Origin of the sequence: Actinokineospora cianjurensis, from assembly GCF_003663795.1 — a bacterium.
GTDB classification, from domain to species: domain Bacteria; phylum Actinomycetota; class Actinomycetes; order Mycobacteriales; family Pseudonocardiaceae; genus Actinokineospora; species Actinokineospora terrae.
Genome location: NZ_RCDD01000001.1, coordinates 370,849 through 385,467, shown reverse-complemented (window position 1 = coordinate 385,467; position 14,619 = coordinate 370,849). Strand labels below are relative to the sequence as shown.

General features: G+C 69.9%; 15 protein-coding genes. 7 read left to right on the top strand and 8 right to left on the bottom strand.

Annotated elements, in window-relative coordinates; translation table 11 throughout:
• Positions 1–27: 27 nt before the first annotated feature.
• Positions 28–804 carry a TetR/AcrR family transcriptional regulator C-terminal domain-containing protein gene (locus tag CLV68_RS01760; RefSeq protein WP_121388879.1) on the bottom strand — a complete coding sequence of 259 codons (777 nt, stop codon included), beginning with the start codon at positions 802–804 and terminating at the stop codon, positions 28–30.
• Between the two features lie 44 nt (positions 805–848).
• Here CLV68_RS01760 and CLV68_RS01755 point away from each other — a divergent pair, with 44 nt between their 5' ends.
• Both CLV68_RS01755 and CLV68_RS01750 read left to right on the top strand, forming a co-directional pair.
• Positions 849–1,529 (top strand): VOC family protein, encoded by a 681-nt coding sequence (locus CLV68_RS01755; RefSeq protein ID WP_121388878.1) that lies wholly within the window; start codon positions 849–851, stop codon positions 1,527–1,529.
• Positions 1,530–1,567: 38 nt separating this feature from the next.
• The gene (locus CLV68_RS01750) at positions 1,568–2,194 is read left to right on the top strand and encodes an MSMEG_1061 family FMN-dependent PPOX-type flavoprotein (RefSeq protein WP_121388877.1); all 627 of its coding nucleotides are present in this window, start codon (positions 1,568–1,570) and stop codon (positions 2,192–2,194) included.
• 314 nt (positions 2,195–2,508) lie between these two features.
• Here CLV68_RS01750 and phnE read toward each other — a convergent pair whose 3' ends face one another.
• The 4 genes from phnE to CLV68_RS01730 all read right to left on the bottom strand — a co-directional run bounded on the left by phnE (position 2,509) and on the right by CLV68_RS01730 (position 6,275).
• On the bottom strand, positions 2,509–3,276 hold the full coding sequence (gene phnE, locus CLV68_RS01745) for a phosphonate ABC transporter, permease protein PhnE (RefSeq protein WP_121388876.1): 768 nt from the start codon (positions 3,274–3,276) through the stop codon (positions 2,509–2,511).
• On the bottom strand, positions 3,273–3,932 hold the full coding sequence (locus CLV68_RS01740; RefSeq protein WP_246009825.1) for a phosphonate ABC transporter ATP-binding protein: 660 nt from the start codon (positions 3,930–3,932) through the stop codon (positions 3,273–3,275). Before CLV68_RS01740 ends, phnE begins: the two co-directional genes overlap by 4 nt.
• Before the next feature lie 337 nt (positions 3,933–4,269).
• Entirely contained in the window at positions 4,270–5,163 is an 894-nt protein-coding gene (locus CLV68_RS01735; protein ID WP_121388874.1) for a phosphate/phosphite/phosphonate ABC transporter substrate-binding protein, read from the bottom strand.
• Positions 5,160–6,275 (bottom strand): TIGR03364 family FAD-dependent oxidoreductase, encoded by a 1,116-nt coding sequence (locus tag CLV68_RS01730; protein WP_121388873.1) that lies wholly within the window; start codon positions 6,273–6,275, stop codon positions 5,160–5,162. Before CLV68_RS01730 ends, CLV68_RS01735 begins: the two co-directional genes overlap by 4 nt.
• Positions 6,276–6,420: 145 nt before the next feature.
• On the opposite strand from CLV68_RS01730, the gene CLV68_RS01725 reads away from it, so the two are divergent.
• Complete coding sequence (locus CLV68_RS01725) at positions 6,421–7,167, top strand: GntR family transcriptional regulator (protein WP_246009626.1); 747 nt, start codon at positions 6,421–6,423, stop codon at positions 7,165–7,167.
• On the top strand, positions 7,164–7,832 hold the full coding sequence (locus tag CLV68_RS01720; RefSeq protein ID WP_211346410.1) for a phosphonatase-like hydrolase: 669 nt from the start codon (positions 7,164–7,166) through the stop codon (positions 7,830–7,832). The genes CLV68_RS01725 and CLV68_RS01720 overlap by 4 nt, the downstream gene beginning before the upstream one ends.
• 458 nt (positions 7,833–8,290) lie before the next feature.
• On the opposite strand, the gene CLV68_RS01715 is transcribed toward CLV68_RS01720, so the two are convergent.
• Both CLV68_RS01715 and CLV68_RS01710 read right to left on the bottom strand, forming a co-directional pair.
• The gene (locus CLV68_RS01715; protein WP_121390890.1) at positions 8,291–10,012 is read right to left on the bottom strand and encodes a serine/threonine-protein kinase; all 1,722 of its coding nucleotides are present in this window, start codon (positions 10,010–10,012) and stop codon (positions 8,291–8,293) included.
• Positions 10,009–10,851, bottom strand: coding sequence for a hypothetical protein (locus CLV68_RS01710; RefSeq protein WP_246009625.1), 843 nt, complete (start codon positions 10,849–10,851; stop codon positions 10,009–10,011). Before CLV68_RS01710 ends, CLV68_RS01715 begins: the two co-directional genes overlap by 4 nt.
• A 108-nt stretch (positions 10,852–10,959) precedes the next feature.
• Here CLV68_RS01710 and CLV68_RS34890 point away from each other — a divergent pair, with 108 nt between their 5' ends.
• The gene (locus CLV68_RS34890; RefSeq protein WP_246009624.1) at positions 10,960–11,916 is read left to right on the top strand and encodes a hypothetical protein; all 957 of its coding nucleotides are present in this window, start codon (positions 10,960–10,962) and stop codon (positions 11,914–11,916) included.
• On the opposite strand, the gene CLV68_RS01695 is transcribed toward CLV68_RS34890, so the two are convergent.
• Positions 11,899–12,885 carry an LLM class F420-dependent oxidoreductase gene (locus tag CLV68_RS01695; RefSeq protein WP_121388871.1) on the bottom strand — a complete coding sequence of 329 codons (987 nt, stop codon included), beginning with the start codon at positions 12,883–12,885 and terminating at the stop codon, positions 11,899–11,901. The genes CLV68_RS34890 and CLV68_RS01695 overlap by 18 nt on opposite strands.
• A gap of 24 nt (positions 12,886–12,909) precedes the next feature.
• Between CLV68_RS01695 and CLV68_RS01690 the strand changes: the two genes are divergently transcribed.
• Both CLV68_RS01690 and CLV68_RS01685 read left to right on the top strand, forming a co-directional pair.
• A complete protein-coding gene (locus CLV68_RS01690) occupies positions 12,910–13,428 on the top strand; it encodes a gamma carbonic anhydrase family protein (protein WP_121388870.1) in 519 nt (172 codons plus the stop codon).
• Between the two features lie 173 nt (positions 13,429–13,601).
• Complete coding sequence (locus tag CLV68_RS01685) at positions 13,602–14,603, top strand: LysR family transcriptional regulator (RefSeq protein ID WP_092779268.1); 1,002 nt, start codon at positions 13,602–13,604, stop codon at positions 14,601–14,603.
• Positions 14,604–14,619: the final 16 nt, after the last annotated feature.

The window sequence follows — 14,619 nt, the reverse complement described above, 5'->3', positions numbered from 1 at the left end:
ACGGCGCCTGGTCGGATCAATGGCCGGTCAGGTGGTGTTCTTCGCGGTGGTGACGCGGGTGGCGAGGGCATCCAAGAGCAGGGATAGGCCGTGGGTGAAGCGATCCAGGGCGCGTTGCAGGGTGTAAGGCTGCGTTGTCGACGAGACGGTGAAGGCGCCTCTTGTTGCTAGGGCGGTTAGGTGGGGGAAGCGGTTGTTGAGGCGTTCGTCTAGGAGGGGGGCTCGCGCGGTCCACCATTCGTCGTCGGTGTTGCCGGTGTGGGAGAAGGCTTGTTCGGCTTCGACGACTGTTGCCGCGGCGCCGCGGGTGTAGGAGTCGAGGGTGGCGATGTGGTTCGCGATGTCGAGCGCGGGTAGGTCATGGCCGTCGAGTAGTGCCAGGGCGGCTTCGTAGCGCGCGATGACGTGCGGGCCGAACACCGTGCGGGACGTGGCGATCTGCAGCAGCCACGGGTGTGCGCGGTAGTTGGCGAGGTCGGACTCGGCGAGGTCGCGCAAGCCGGTCTGCCACCCGCGGGCGGCCGAGGGCAGGGGTTGGGTGCCCGCGACGCGGTCGACCATCAGTTCCAGTAGTTCCGCCTTGCCCGGCACGTACGTGTAGAGCGATGCCGCACCGATGCCGAGGGCTTGGGCGAGGGAGCGCATCGACAGGGCGGAGGGTCCCGCGCGGTCTGCCTCGGCGATCGCCGTGTCAACGATGCGCGGCAGGTCGAGCCGTTGCCGAGGGCCGCGCTGCGGTGCGGGAAGCCCGTCCCACAGCAGCGCCATCGTGCGCACCGCGTCACCGCGTCCCGCGTATTCCATTTCCGCTACCTCCTGATACTCCGAACAGTGTACGGTCTTTCGGTATGTCCACCGAGTTGGTCATCCCCGGTCTGCCCTGCCGCGATCTCGACGACGTGGTGCCCTTCTACACCGCCCTCGGGTTCGAGGTGACCTACCGCCAGCAGCGCCCCAACCCGTTCGCCTCCATCCAGCGTGGCGGCATCTACCTGCACTTCTTCGCCGTCGAGGGGTTCGACCCGGCCGACTCGATGGGCAGCGTGGTCATCGTCGTCGCCGATACCGAGGTCCTGCACGCCGCGTTCGCCGCCGGGTTGCGGGCGGCGTTCGGGAAGGTGCCGGTGTCCGGCATCCCGCGGATGACCAGGCCGCGGCGCAAGCAGGGCATGTCGGCGGGGTTCAGCGTGGTCGACCCCGGTGGGAACTGGCTGCGGATCTCCGGTCGTACCGGGGACGGGCCCGCGCCGGAGAGCAGGCTCGGCAAGGCGGTGGAGACGGCGGCGCGGCAGGCCGATTCTCGCGGTGACGTCCCGGCCGCGGTCCGCGTGCTCGAGAACGCCCTTGCCCGGCACGCCGACGCGCCGCCCGCGCACCGGCTGCCTGCCCTGGTCTACCTGGCCGAACTGCAGGTCCGCGTAGGCGAGTCCCCCGCCGACCTCTTGGAGCAGATCGACGCGTTGGAGCTGACTCCAGCCGACCGGGAGGCGTTGGCCGCGGACCTCGCCGTCGTCGCGGAGCTGCGGTAGGGGCGGAAATCCCAGGACACCGGGGATAGCGTGGACCGGTGGACTACTTCTGGGGAGCGATTGCGGACGAGGCCGGGCTGCGGGAGATCTACGAGGAGCCGCAGCGCAAGCACGACAAGGTCATCCACGAGGTGGACGCGTTGGCGCGGGAGTTCGTGGCCTGCGCGCCGATCGTGTTCGTCTCCAGCTACGACGCGGACGGGCACTGCGACGTGACGCCGCGGGGTGGGCCGCCGGGGTTCGTGCACGTCACCGCGGACGGGACGGTCCTGATCCCGGACGCGACCGGCAACCGGCGGATCGACACGTTGCGCAACGTGGTGGCGACCGGGCGGGTCGGACTGCTGTTCGTCATCCCGGGGCGCGGCCAGACGCTGCGGGTCAACGGGCGGGCGTGCGTGACAGCGCGGGCCGATCTCCTGGAAGGGCTGACCGCGGTGGGGAAGCCGCCACTGGCCGCGCTGGTCGTGCGGCCGGAGGAGGTGTTCACCCACTGCCCCAAGGCTTTCGTCCGGTCCAAGCTGTGGGAGCCGGGGGCGTGGCCCGGCGCGGAGGCGCAGCCGGACCCGGCGGAGTTGTCGCACGCGCACATCGGTGACCCGGGGTTGACGGTCGAGGACGTGCGGCAGAGCCAGATCGACTCGTTGCGCTACCGGCTGGAGTGATGTGGCCCGGGTCCGCGAGGACTGCCACCACGATCCGTCCGCCCGCCGAGGTCAGCCGGTCGGGGCGTCGACGGCGTGGACACCACGGCTTTCGCCTGCGCGGGTGGTGTCGCGCCGTGGACGTGGTGGCGGGCTCCGCGGACCCGGGTGGGGTGGTGGGCGGTGCGCTGCCCGCCGCCCCGGCACCGTCCGGTCACGGGCCCGCGCTGAGGGCGCGCGGCTGCGTCTCCCGTGACCGGACGGTGTGGAGAGTCCATCGGAGACAGACACCAGCTGTTACTTGAAGGTTCATCTGTCACTCGAACGGCGCAAGGTCAGCCGAGTCGCCGCCGGACCGCCGCGCTGAGCAGGTCGACCGCGACGATCAGCACCAGCACCATCAGGATGTAGGTCGCCATCTGGTCGAACTGGAACAGCTGGATCGACTGGTTGATCAGGAACCCCACCCCGCCCGCGCCGACGAGCCCGAGTACGAGCGAGGACCGCACGTTCACGTCGAACCGGTACAGCAGTAGCCCGACCAGCGCAGGGACCACCGCTGGCAGGACCGCGTTCGCCACCACCTGCGCCTCGCTCGCCCCGGACACCCGCAGCGCGTCGGCAGGGCCGGGGTCGATCTCGTCCATCGCCTCCGACCACAGCTTGCCCATCACGCCCACGTTGTGGCAGATCAACGCCAGCACACCCGCGAACGGCCCGAGCCCGACCGCGGTGACGAACACCAGCGCGAACACCACGTCCGGCACCGCCCGCAGGAACGACATGACCGAGCGTGATACCTGGTACACGACTCGGTTTCGCCCACGCGTGCCCATGACCGCGAACAGCAGCGCTGCCGGGATCGACAGCGTCGTGCCAAGCAGCCCGATCGCCAGTGTCGTCAGGCACCCTTCGAGTCCGGGTTGGACGACCGTGTTCCAGTCGAGGTCGGGCGGGAGGGCCTCGGCGAGGAACCGCGCCATCCCCTGCCAGCCGTCGACCAACGCCGCGGGCGAGACTTCTGTTGTGTCCCAGGCGAGAACGTGCGCGACGCCGAGGACCGCGATGACGATGGCGGCGGTGAGGTACTTGCGCGTGGTCATGCCGGGACCCGATCCGGGGCGTACAGCGCGTCGATGTCCACATCGGACAGTTCGGCGGCCGGGGTGGTGAGCCGGATCTCGCCGTGCAGCAGGCCGATCACGCGGTCGGCGTGCCTGCGCGCGAGGTCCGGCTGGTGCAGCACGGCCGCGACGGCCAACCCGTCCCGGTGCGCCAACTCGACCAGCAACTCCATCACCTGGGTCGCGGCGGCGGGGTCGAGCGCGGACACCGGCTCGTCGGCCAGCAGCACCTCCGCCCCCTGGCACAACGCCCGCGCGACCGCGACCCGCTGCTGCTGCCCACCCGACAGGCTCGCGGCGCGGTCCCGCGCCCGGTCGGCGAGCCCGACGCGGTCCAGGCACGCCATGGCCTTCTCGCGCAGGTCCCTGGGGAACAGCGCCGGGGTGAGCGACCGCGACAACGGCAACCCGGCCAGCCCACCCGCGCACACGTTGTCGATCACGTTGCGCCTGCGCACCAGGTGGATCTGCTGGAACACCATCGCGGCGCGTCCGGAGTGGACGGTGATCTCCCCGGCGTCGGCCTCGGCCAACCCGACGACACACCGCAACGCCGTCGACTTCCCCGACCCGTTCGCGCCCAGCAACACCACCAACTCGCCCGCCCGGACCTCGAAATCAACCCCGTTCAACACGGTCCGGTCGCCGAACGATTTCCGCAGCCCTTTCACCGAAAGCGCATTTCCCACGACTTCCGCCTTTCACCCATCCGGCTGACTTCCCTGCTGCTGCTTCTCGCCTCGGCCCGCTGACCTGCGGATCCCTCCATCCACAACCCCCGACTTGTCCACAGATCACCCCCACCCCACCCCCCGCGACCCCGCCCCCCGGTAGACTGGCCCCAGGGACACCCCCCGGGAGTGGTGGGGGCTGGGCGACCAGTCTAGCGGCGGGAAAAGGTGCTGGAATTGCGCTGGAGTTGTGCCGGAATGGGGCGGGAAATGGTGTGGGAAAGGGGCGGGAAAGGGAGGGTTAAACGTCGCCTTCGGTGAGGCCGAGGGTGTCGGCCAGGTCGAAGAGGGGCTGGTAGGTGGACTTGTCGACCGCGACGAGGGGGCCTGCGGGGTCGACGTCGAGGAACTTGCCGACGGCGGCGACCTCGGCGGGGGTGAGGGAGAGCAGGGCCTTGCGGGCGGCGGCCTTGAACTCGGGGCTCGCGCTGCCCGCGACGGTGATCGGGTCGTTGGGGATGGGGTCCGACGCCCAGACCTGGCGGAAGCGGGACTCGTCGAAGGTGCCCGCGGCGCGCGCGGTGGCCAGCTGCTGGGTGTTGATCTCGGCGGCGTCGACCTTGCCGTTGGTCAGGGCCAGCAGGGCCTCGGGGTGGCCGCCCGCGTAGTCCAGCTTCAGCGCCGACTTGTCCAGGCCGATCTTGGCCAGCGCGGCCCGGGGCAGCGCGTCGCCGGAGGTCGAGCCGGGCTCGGAGAGGGCGAGGGACTTGCCGCGCAGGTCGGCCAGCGACTGGGCCGGGGAGTCCTTCGGCACCCAGATCCCGGCCTTGTAGCTGGTCAGCTTGCCCTGCGCGTCACCGAAGGAGGCCAGCGGCTCGGCGTTGGCGCGGCGGCTGGCGAACACGAAACCGAGCGGGCCGAACTGCGCCAGCTCCAGCTTCCCGTTCTGCATGGCCAGCACCTCGGCCGAGTAGTCCTGCACGACCTGCAGCTTCACCGGGCAGTCCAGCTCCCGCCGCAGCGCGCCGGTGAGGACCTCGTAGGCGGGGGTCAGCTTGGCCGGGTCCTCGTAGGGCTCGATGCCGAACCTGACCTCGCCGCCCGGGCAGGACGGTGATCCAGTCGCGGCTTCGTTGCTACCGCAGGCGGTCAACGCCAGCGCCGCGGCGGCGATGAGGACAACGATGCGCTTCATGGTGCTCCTAGGCTGTCGAGAACGGTGGGGGCGAGGCCGAACGCGGTGGTCATGCCGATCCCGGAGGTCACGGACACCACGCTGACCCCGGGGTGGGGGTGGGCGATGAGGAACTCGGACCGCTCGGCGGCCGCGTACACCCCGCGCCAGCGGGCGCGGACGGTGAGCCGGTCGACGCCGAGCAGCCTGGCGGTCTCCCGCAGGACGAGGTCGCCGGTCGGCTCGTCGTCGAACGGGTCGTGGGTGCTGCCGTACCGGTGGGTGTCACCGATGACGAGGTCACCGTCGGGTCGTTGGGTGAACATCAGGTTCATGACGACGTCGAGCAGCGCGGGGTCGGCGCGGGTGATCCGCTCCCGCACCGCGGCCGCCGACGGGCAGGCGGTGAGGCCCGCGTAGCGCAGCATGGAGAGTCCGGAAAGGACAGCCGGGGCGATCGTCGTTGAGTCCGGTGTGGATACTTGGAGCATCCGCAGCAAGCACCGTTGCACGCCTGCGGCCTCGGCGACATCCGGCAGCAGGCGGTCGACATCGTGGCCGACGGCGATCACAACGTTGTCGGCGGTCACGGTGCCCCTGGTCGTGTGCACTGCCCCCGACTCGACACCGGTGACCGTTGTGCGCCAACGGAAGTCGACGCCCTGGCCTGCCAACCACGTCGCCAGCGCCGGGACCGCCTCGCGGGGGTCGACGCGCAGGTCGAGCGGGAACCACGCGCCGCCGATGACCTCGTCGGAGATCACCGGGAGGTGTGAGCGCACGCCGTTCGCGTCGAGCAGCCGCACTTGGTCGCCCCGGTGCTGGGCGAACTCCGCGAGCACCGCCACCTCGTCCTGCGCGCGCGCTGCGACGACGGTTCCCGCCTCTGACACCCAGAAACCCGCCTTCGCCGCCAACGACAGCCACCGCTCCCGCGCCGCGAGGCCGTACGCGAGGGCGTCGCCGTGCTGGGCGGTCAGGCAGATGTGGCCGAAGTTGCGGATGGACGCGCCGACCGCGCGTTCGTCGCGGTCGAGCACCACCACCCGCAGGCCGCGGTCGACGGCCTCGGCGGCGTGCGCCAGGCCGACGATGCCCGCGCCGACGACGACGAGGTCCGCATGGGTTGTCATGGCACAGAAGGTGCGGCCGGTTGGTGGGTGATCGCAAGACCTTCGCGGCACTTGTTTGGACAAGTTTCCGCGTTGTTCATCCAGCTCAAGCCGGATGGTGGGCCGACTTGACAGCGGGTGGTGGGCGACTCGTATGGTCAAGTCTGTGACCCAGCCGCTGCACCACAGGGTGGCCGACTCGCTGCGTGGCCGGATCAGCCGCGGTCAGCTCACCGTCGGCGCCGCGTTGCCGTCCGAGGCCCAGTTGTGCGAGGAGTTCGGCGCCTCGCGTGGAACGGTGCGACAGGCGCTGGCCGCGTTGCGCAACGAGGGGCTCATCGGCGGCGGCCAGGGCAAGCCGCCCGTGGTGCGCCACGCGGCGGTCGCGCAGCCGTTCGAGACGTTCCTGTCGTTCACCCGCTGGGCGCGCGAGATGGGGCGGGAACCGGGACAGCGCACCGTCGAGGTCGCCAGGCGCGGGGCCAGCCAGGTGGCCGCCGACGTGCTCGGGGTGGACGAGGGCAGCCCGGTCGTCGAGGTGCTGCGGCTGCGGCTGCTCGACGGCATCCCGACCATGCTGGAACGCAGCAGCTTCATCGAACCGGTCGGGCGGCTGCTGTTCGACTTCGACCCCGACGGCGGGTCGATCTACGCCCACCTGCTCGACCGCGGCATCGACCTGCGCGCCGCCCGGCACACCATCGACGCAATCGGTGCGAACGAGACCGACGCGGAGCTGCTGTCGATCGCCGTCGGCGCACCGTTGCTGCGCGAGCGCCGCAGAGCCACCGACGCCACCGGCGCCCGGGTGGAGTACGCCGACGACCGGTACCGACCAGACCTGGTGACCTTCACCATCGACAACGTGCAGGCGGGCCGGGTCAGCCCGCACATCCTCAAGGAGACCCCGTGAGCATCGACCTGGTGGCCCTCGACATGGCGGGCACCACCGTCCAGGAAGGCGGCGCCGTCTACCGCGCGCTCGCCGACGCCGTCGCCGCCGCGTCCGGCTCACCCGTGCCCGCCGCCGACATCCAGCGCTGGATGGGCGCCGACAAGCGCGAAGCGATCGCCGCCCTGCTCGCAGGCGCCCCCGCCGAGGTCGACACGGTCTTCGACGACTTCCGCACCCGCCTCGCCGCCGCCTACGAAGCCGAACCCCCCACCGCACTACCGGGCGTCGAATCCGCTCTTACCGAACTCCGCGCCCGCGGCGTCAAGGTAGCCCTGACAACCGGCTTCTCCCGCGACGTCGCCGAAGACCTCTTGACCCGCCTCGGCTGGAAAGTCGGCGGCTGCATCGACGCCCTAGTCACCGCCGACGAGGTAGCCACCGGCCGCCCAGCCCCGTACATGATCTTCCGAGCCATGGAACTCACCGGCGTCCACTCCACCACCCGAGTCCTCACCGCAGGCGACACCGTCCTGGACCTCAGAGCAGGCACCAACGCCTCAGCCCGCTACGTGATCGGCGTCCTCACCGGCTCCCAGGACGCCGAGACCCTGGGCCAGGAACGCCACACCCACCTGCTGTCCTGCGTCTCCGAAATCCCCCTACTCCTCACCCGCAACGGATGATCCGGACTGGTTTCAGCCGAACCACGCGTACTTAATTGGTCAGCGGCTGATATCGTCGGTACACCTCCACCGCGAGTGTGGTGGAAGCGAGACGGCCGGATGGGGAATCCCCACCCGGCCGCCGCGGGATCGCTCGTGGGTACTAGTCGTCAGTCCAGAACCACAGGCACACCCGAATCGCGATGCCGAGGAGCGTCCAGGGCTGCAACCTTGGACGCTCCCGGCGCGCACGGACTCGTCTTCGCCGTCCGTCGACCACTCATTCCTCCTGACCTTGGGGAATTACCCAACTCGGCGGGAGTGTCCCGCCGAGAGTTCTCGCGGCAGGATCGAGTAGTTGATCGACAGCTTATCCCCTTGCGGCACAGGGGCTTCAGCGGGCCGGGCCGTGAAATTTCTCGGCCCAACTGAAATATTTCACGCGCCCATTCGTCGAGGTGTCCGCTGGATCGCGCTCGCTAAGCCCTGGAGCGGCGGGCGGACCAGGCGGTGGCGAGGACGAAGGCCGAGGCCGTGATGGCGCCCGCGATGGCGGTGCCGATGGCGTAGCCGGGGGAGGGTTCGTGGGTGGTGATGGCGGTGATGAAGAGCCAGAACGTGAGGCCGAACAGCAGGCCGAGGAAGCCCGCCACAAAGGGGGCCGCTGGGCGGCGGTGGCCTCGGCGGAGGGCGCGCATTTGGGCTTCTACGTTGGCCAGGGCGAAGAGGGAGAGCAGGAGGCTGCCCGCGCCCATGATGGTGGCCATGGGGTGGGAGGCGGAGCGGAGGGTGAAGGTCTCCGGGGCCGCGTCGCCCAGGGTTATCTGGGCGGTTACGGCGCCGCCTGCGAGCCAGCGCATGAGGGCTTGGGGTTTGAAAGTGGTCTCGAAGGTGCCCTCGGGTGTTGGCGCGATCACCTTGCTCACGCCGCCGAGGGGGACTCCAGCGGCGCTGAGGTCGAATCGGAGCGGTACGGCGCCGTTAGCGCGGCCTGCGACGGTGATTTGTTTGCTCAGGTCGACTTCGACGGTCGTATCCGCGAGTTGGCCGTTCACCAATAGAGCCGATGGCGGATGGTTCAGGGTTGCCGGGGACAAGAAGGGCAACACCACCAACGCGATAAGAGCCGCCGTTGCCACCAGAGCGGGCCACAAGGGTGACGGGCCGCGGCGGGACATGAGTTCGCTGGCGGGGCGGAGTTCCTTGCCGCGGAAGTCGCCCATCGTGCGGGTCGGTTCCGCTGTCATGCCGCGGATGGGGGGTGTGATGATGGTGAGCGCGTCTGGCTGGCGGCTCAGTTGTTGGGAGATCGCGCCGGTGATGCGGGGGGCCAGGTGGACCGGGACGCTGGAGCGTTCGAGCCAGCCTGCGCCGAAGACGGCGGTGGCGGCGGAGCTGAGGTCGGTGGCGAACGCCTCGACGTCTCGGTAGCGGTGCTCGGGGTCGCGGGCGATGCTGCGCATGACGACCGTGGCCAGGGGCGCGGGCACCCTCGGGATCGGCGCCGGGTCGTTGAAGATGCGTTGGCGCATCATGCTCACCGCGCCGCGCGTGCGGTCGTACGGCAGCTCCCCGCACAGCAGTTCGTAGAGGACCGTCCCAGACGAGTAGATGTCCGCGGCGGGGGTAAGAGCGTTGCCCATCGCCTGTTCCGGGGCGATGTAGGCAGGGGTACCGAGCACCTCGCCCGCGTGCGTCATCATCGTCGCGCCCTCGCTGACCACCTGGGCGATACCGAAGTCCACGACCTTGAGCACGCCCGCCGATGTAAACAGCAGGTTCTTAGGCTTGACGTCCAGGTGCAGCACCCCGGCCTTGTGCGCCGCGTGCAGCCCACCGAGCATCGCCAGCACTATCGCGCAGGACTGCTCACCGGTCAGCCCTGCGCCGTGGAACCTGTCGTAGACCGTGCCGCCGTCGAGCTTCTCCATCACCAGCAGGTTGTCCGCGCCGGTCTGCACGTAGTCGTACACCGGGACGATGTGCGGGTGGTCGAGGCTGGCCAGCACCCGCGCCTCGCGGTCGAACCTGGCGTTGACCGACGGGTCCCCGACCAGGTCCGCGGGCAGCACCTTGATGGCCACCGCGCGGCCGAGCGAGCGGTGGGTGCCCTCGAACACCACGCCCATCCCGCCGGAGCCGATCTTGACCCCGACCTCGTACTGCGGGAGCGCGGTGGCGAGTGCCGCCGGGTTGCTCATCCAGGCCACCTCTTGGTGTTCGGCTGGGTGTAGTGATCCGTGACGCCCTGGGTGACGGCGCCAGGGTCAACAGCGGGCGGTAGCGCCACCGTCAGGTCGCCGTCCGACGCGGGCGCGACCGGGTGCGGGGTGAGGAACCCGAGCACCATGGCGATCGCCGACGCGCCGACCACGATGGGGATCTCGATCAGCGGGTCCGGCGGGACCAGCCGCAGCACCGACAGCGACACGACCGCCACGATCCCGGTGCCGATGCCCGCTGGCAGGAACCGCAGCGCCCGCCTGATCCGGTTCGGCGACAGCTTGTGCCTGGCCAGCGCGATCAGCACGGTCGCCCAGATCGCCGCCGTCAGCAGCAGCATGACCAGGCCGAACACCCCGTACACCGACCACACCGTGCCGCGCACGTCCGCGACCGTCTCCGCGCTGCCGAGCACCTCGCGGTCCTCCGAGAGCAGCTCGACCGACGTCGGCAGCAGCCCGATCGCCTGGCCCTCGAGGTCGCGCACGTCGAGCGGGAACGTCCGGGTGACCCGGCTACCCGGCTGCACCTCGAACGGCAGCGTCGTGTCGTAGGCGAAGAACGTCAGTGCCAGCGCGATACCGGAGAGCCGCACCAGGCGGACCTTCTGCACGCTCTTACCGCGGTTAACGGCTGTTACCGAAACTTCGGCGGCCTTGGCCGGGTCCAGTCGCACCGTACGGTCGGTGATGTCCTGACCGTCCAGAGTGACCGTCACCGTCAACGGGACGTCCGAATCCTGCGCTGCCGCAGGTGTTGCACCAAACAGCAGGGCTACCGTCACGAGAGCAACCGCGGCGGCGATGAGACGTCCCATGGGAAGACTCCCGGTTGAGGCAGGGCTGATCGGGGCGGAATGCTACAGCGGTCCGGGTTCGGACCGGGGCGTTCCACGGGATCAGGGACACGGACAGGGGTACGAGCTGTGCGCAGTGTTGGACGCTTAGCGAGCATCACCGTTGCCGCGGCGGCGCTATTGGTCGCGTTGGCACCGCTCTCATCCGCCGCGGTCCCGCCGCCACCGGTGTCGCTGAGCATCAGCCCGACCTCCGGCCCTGCGGGCAGCACCTTCACGATCTCGTGGAGCCTCGGCGTCGTGGGTCTGTGCCGCACCCTCACGTTCGCCACGTCGCTCACCACGATCCCCACAGTGGTAACGAATGGCAAGATCTCCGGCTCGTTCTCCGTGGTCGTGCCGAGGTCGGCGAAGCAGGCGACCTACTCCATCACCGGCACCTGCAACGGCGACGGCGACCAGGGGATCACGCGGTTCACCGTGACGGTCCCGACCACGACGACGACCGTGCCCCCCACGACCAAGCCGACCACTACGACCGTGCCGCCTGTGACGACGACCATCCCGCCGGTCACAACGACTACGTCACGTCCGACGGTCACCACAACGACGACCGGGCCGACAACAACAACCACCACGCCCGGTGTGACGACAACCGACACGACGACATCGACCACTTCGGACACCACGACGACCACCGAGCCGCCCACGACCACCACGTCGACGACCCCCATCGTCGACGAGAAGCCCGTCGACGGCGGCCTGAAGCTCGACCGCAAGAGCGTCCGCCCCGGCGACCCGCTCTCCGCCAAGGGTGCGGGCTGCACGCCGAGCCAGACGGTCATCCTGACCTCCGGCGGTGAGCAGGTCGGCACCGCCGTGTCCGACACCGACGGTGAGTTCACGGCGCGCGTGGAGTTCCCCAAGATCGTGCCCGGTCGGCACATCGTCACCGCGCACTGCGGCATCCAGCTGACCGGCGCGGTCGATCAGGTTGTCACGAGCGGCAAGGGTGGGACTTCCGGCACGCTGGTGGTCTTGGTGTTCTTCGTGTTGGCAGGCGCCGCTCTAATCCGCGTCGCGTAGGGCTGCCGCGACCGGCGGCGTCACCGTCAACCTGGTGGCGACGTCGCCGTAGCGGCGCTTGATCTCCGCAGCCGCGGACTTCGGGTCGCCTACGACCGCGAAGGTGTTCAGGACCTCGTCGTCGATAAGAGCGTTCATCTCGGTCCACTGACCGCGCTTGGACAACGCGTTGAGGTCGTCCTGCAGGGCGCCCCATCCGTGGAGTTCCAAGACGCCGCGATAGGCCGGGGTGGAGCCGTAGAACGCGATCTGCCTCCGTACTTCGGCGATCGCGGTGGCCAGTTCCTCATCGGTCGAACCGCTAGCGACGAAACTCGGCCCGCTGATGTCGAAGCCTTCGAGCGTCTTACCCGCCTTCGCCAAGCCGCGTTCCAACGCAGGCAGTGTCACCTCACGCAGATAGCGCTCAGTGGAGAAGCCGTGGCACAGCATTCCGTCTGCGACCTCGCCGGCGACCTCGGTCATCCGCTCGCCGACTGCGGCTAGATAGACCTTGGGGTTGCCGTGCGGGTTAGGACCAGGGTTGAAGAACGGCGTCATCAGCGTGTGCGTGTAGAACTCACCGAGGAAGCGCAAACGCTCACCGGTCTCGAACGCGGACCAGATAGCGCGAACGGCGAGCACGAACTCCCGCATGCGCGCGGCAGGTGCTGACCACGGCATCCCGAACCGCTTGGTGATGTGCGGCTTGATCTGCGACCCCAGCCCCAGCACGAACCGGCCGCCGGAGAGCAGGTGCAGGTCGTTGGCCTGGACCGCGACCGTCATCGGGTTGCGCGCGAAGGCCACCGCGATGCCGGTGACCAGCTCGACCCGCTCCGTCCGGCCCGCGGCGACGGCGAGTCCCACGAACGGGTCGATCTGCGTCTCGGCCACCCAGGCGCCGTCGTACCCGGCCCGCTCGGCTGCGGCGACCGCGTCGGCGGCCTCGGTCACGGTCGCGGCGTAGCCGCCGGAGTCGAGCATCATGCGGCCCGACATTAGTGTGGGGCGATGCCGCTGTACTCGTTCGAGGGCAAGAGCCCCAAGGTCGACCCGTCGGCGTGGATAGCGCCGACGGCCACCCTCATCGGCGACGTGACGGTCGGGGCGGACGCCTCGGTCTGGTACGGGGCGGTCATCCGCGCCGACTTCGGGCCCGTGGTCATCGGATCCGGTGCCAACGTCCAGGACAACACGGTCATCCACGTCAACGCCAACGGCTGCGAGGTGGGCGAGAACGCCACGATCGGCCACCTGTGCGTAGTGCACGATTGCGTCATTGGCGCACAAGCCCTCATCGGCAACGGTGCGACCATCCAGGACGGTGCCGTCATCGGCGAACGCGCGCTGGTAGCGGCAGGGGCCCTGGTGGGGCCGGGGACCCAGATCCCGCCAGAGGTGGTCGCGATGGGAGTACCGGCGAAGCGGCAGGTACCGCTAGAGGGGACTTCGAAGGTGTGGGTCGACCACAACGCGACCGTCTACCAGCACCTCGCCCGGCGGCACGCCACGGGGATCGAGGAAGTGTGAAACCGGTGCCCGGCACGCCGTGGGTGGGCGGTGCCGGGCACCGGGAGTCTGCGGGACCCGGAGGTTGTGCCCCCGGTCCGGCGCGCCCGACATCGGCGCGCGGCAAACCGGTATCAGAAATATGCCGCGTCGCTCTAGCTTGATCTCATCCGAACGGGGTATCAACTTCAGTTATGGCCGAACTCGAGCTCCGCCACCTCCGGGCGATCTGCGCCATCGCCGAGGAGGGCAGTGTGTCCAAAGCGGCCATCCGCCTCGGCGTGACCCAGCCCGCGCTCACCGCGCAACTGCGCTCCATCGAGCGGCTGGTCGGCGGCGAGCTGTTCCGCCGCAGCTCCAACGGCAGCATCCCCACCGAACTCGGCCGCAGCGTGGTCCGCTCGGCGCGGGTCGTGCTGGAGGACATGTCGGCGCTGCTGGCCACCGCGCGCACGCACACCCAGAACCCGGCCGAGGCGCCGCTGGTCGTCGCGTCCAGCCCGATGCTGTTCACCAGCGCCCTCATCGCCGAGCTGCGCGCCTGGATCAAGACCTCCGAGCTGCGCACCGAGATCGACTCGTCCGGCCCTGCGCTGCTCGACCTGATCTCCTCCAAGCAGGCCGACATCGCCGTCTTCGAGCGCTTCGAGGGCATGGAGAACCGCACCCTGCGCGACGTCGAGGTCCGCACGATCGTCGAGGAACCGCAGTTCGTCGCCCTCAGCTCGGACAGCCCGCTGGCCGCCCAGGAGGAGATCGACCTGGTCGACCTCGCCGACCTCGACTGGGTCGTCCCCCCGCCCGACCAGGACACCATGCGCCTCGGCTTCCGCGAGGCGTGCGAGAAGCTCGGGTTCACCCCGCGCATCACCCACCACGTGACCGAGGGCCGCACCGCCATGGCCCTGGCCGCGGCGGGGGCGGTGTGCCTGGCGCAGCCCGCGTCGCTGAGCGGCCCCGGCTTCGTGATCCGCCCCCTGCGCGGCGCCATCCTGCGACTGCCCGTGGTCCTGGTGATCCGCCTGGACGGCGTCCTGGGCAGCCGCAGGCACGAGGTCTTCGCCTGCGTCGCCCACGCCTACCGCTCGATCGTCGACCGCAACCCGACTTACGCCCAGTGGTGGGCCGAGCACCCCGAAGCCCACGTCGACGTCGACGCCGCCCTGGCCCTACCTCGGCCAACCCGCCCGAGCTGACCCTGGTTTTCACCCG

Bases quoted from the DNA above. Each gene is read 5' to 3' on its own strand.
- CLV68_RS01685 (WP_092779268.1), top strand. From the start codon at position 13,602: ATGGCCGAACTCGAGCTCCGCCACCTCCGGGCGATCTGCGCCATCGCC.
- CLV68_RS01695 (WP_121388871.1), bottom strand. From the start codon at position 12,885: ATGATGCTCGACTCCGGCGGCTACGCCGCGACCGTGACCGAGGCCGCC.
- CLV68_RS01690 (WP_121388870.1), top strand. From the start codon at position 12,910: ATGCCGCTGTACTCGTTCGAGGGCAAGAGCCCCAAGGTCGACCCGTCG.
- phnE (WP_121388876.1), bottom strand. From the start codon at position 3,276: ATGACCACGCGCAAGTACCTCACCGCCGCCATCGTCATCGCGGTCCTC.
- CLV68_RS01715 (WP_121390890.1), bottom strand. From the start codon at position 10,012: ATGAGCAACCCGGCGGCACTCGCCACCGCGCTCCCGCAGTACGAGGTC.
- CLV68_RS01730 (WP_121388873.1), bottom strand. From the start codon at position 6,275: ATGACAACCCATGCGGACCTCGTCGTCGTCGGCGCGGGCATCGTCGGC.
- CLV68_RS01735 (WP_121388874.1), bottom strand. From the start codon at position 5,163: ATGAAGCGCATCGTTGTCCTCATCGCCGCCGCGGCGCTGGCGTTGACC.
- CLV68_RS01755 (WP_121388878.1), top strand. From the start codon at position 849: ATGTCCACCGAGTTGGTCATCCCCGGTCTGCCCTGCCGCGATCTCGAC.
- CLV68_RS01710 (WP_246009625.1), bottom strand. From the start codon at position 10,851: ATGGGACGTCTCATCGCCGCCGCGGTTGCTCTCGTGACGGTAGCCCTG.
- CLV68_RS01760 (WP_121388879.1), bottom strand. From the start codon at position 804: ATGGAATACGCGGGACGCGGTGACGCGGTGCGCACGATGGCGCTGCTG.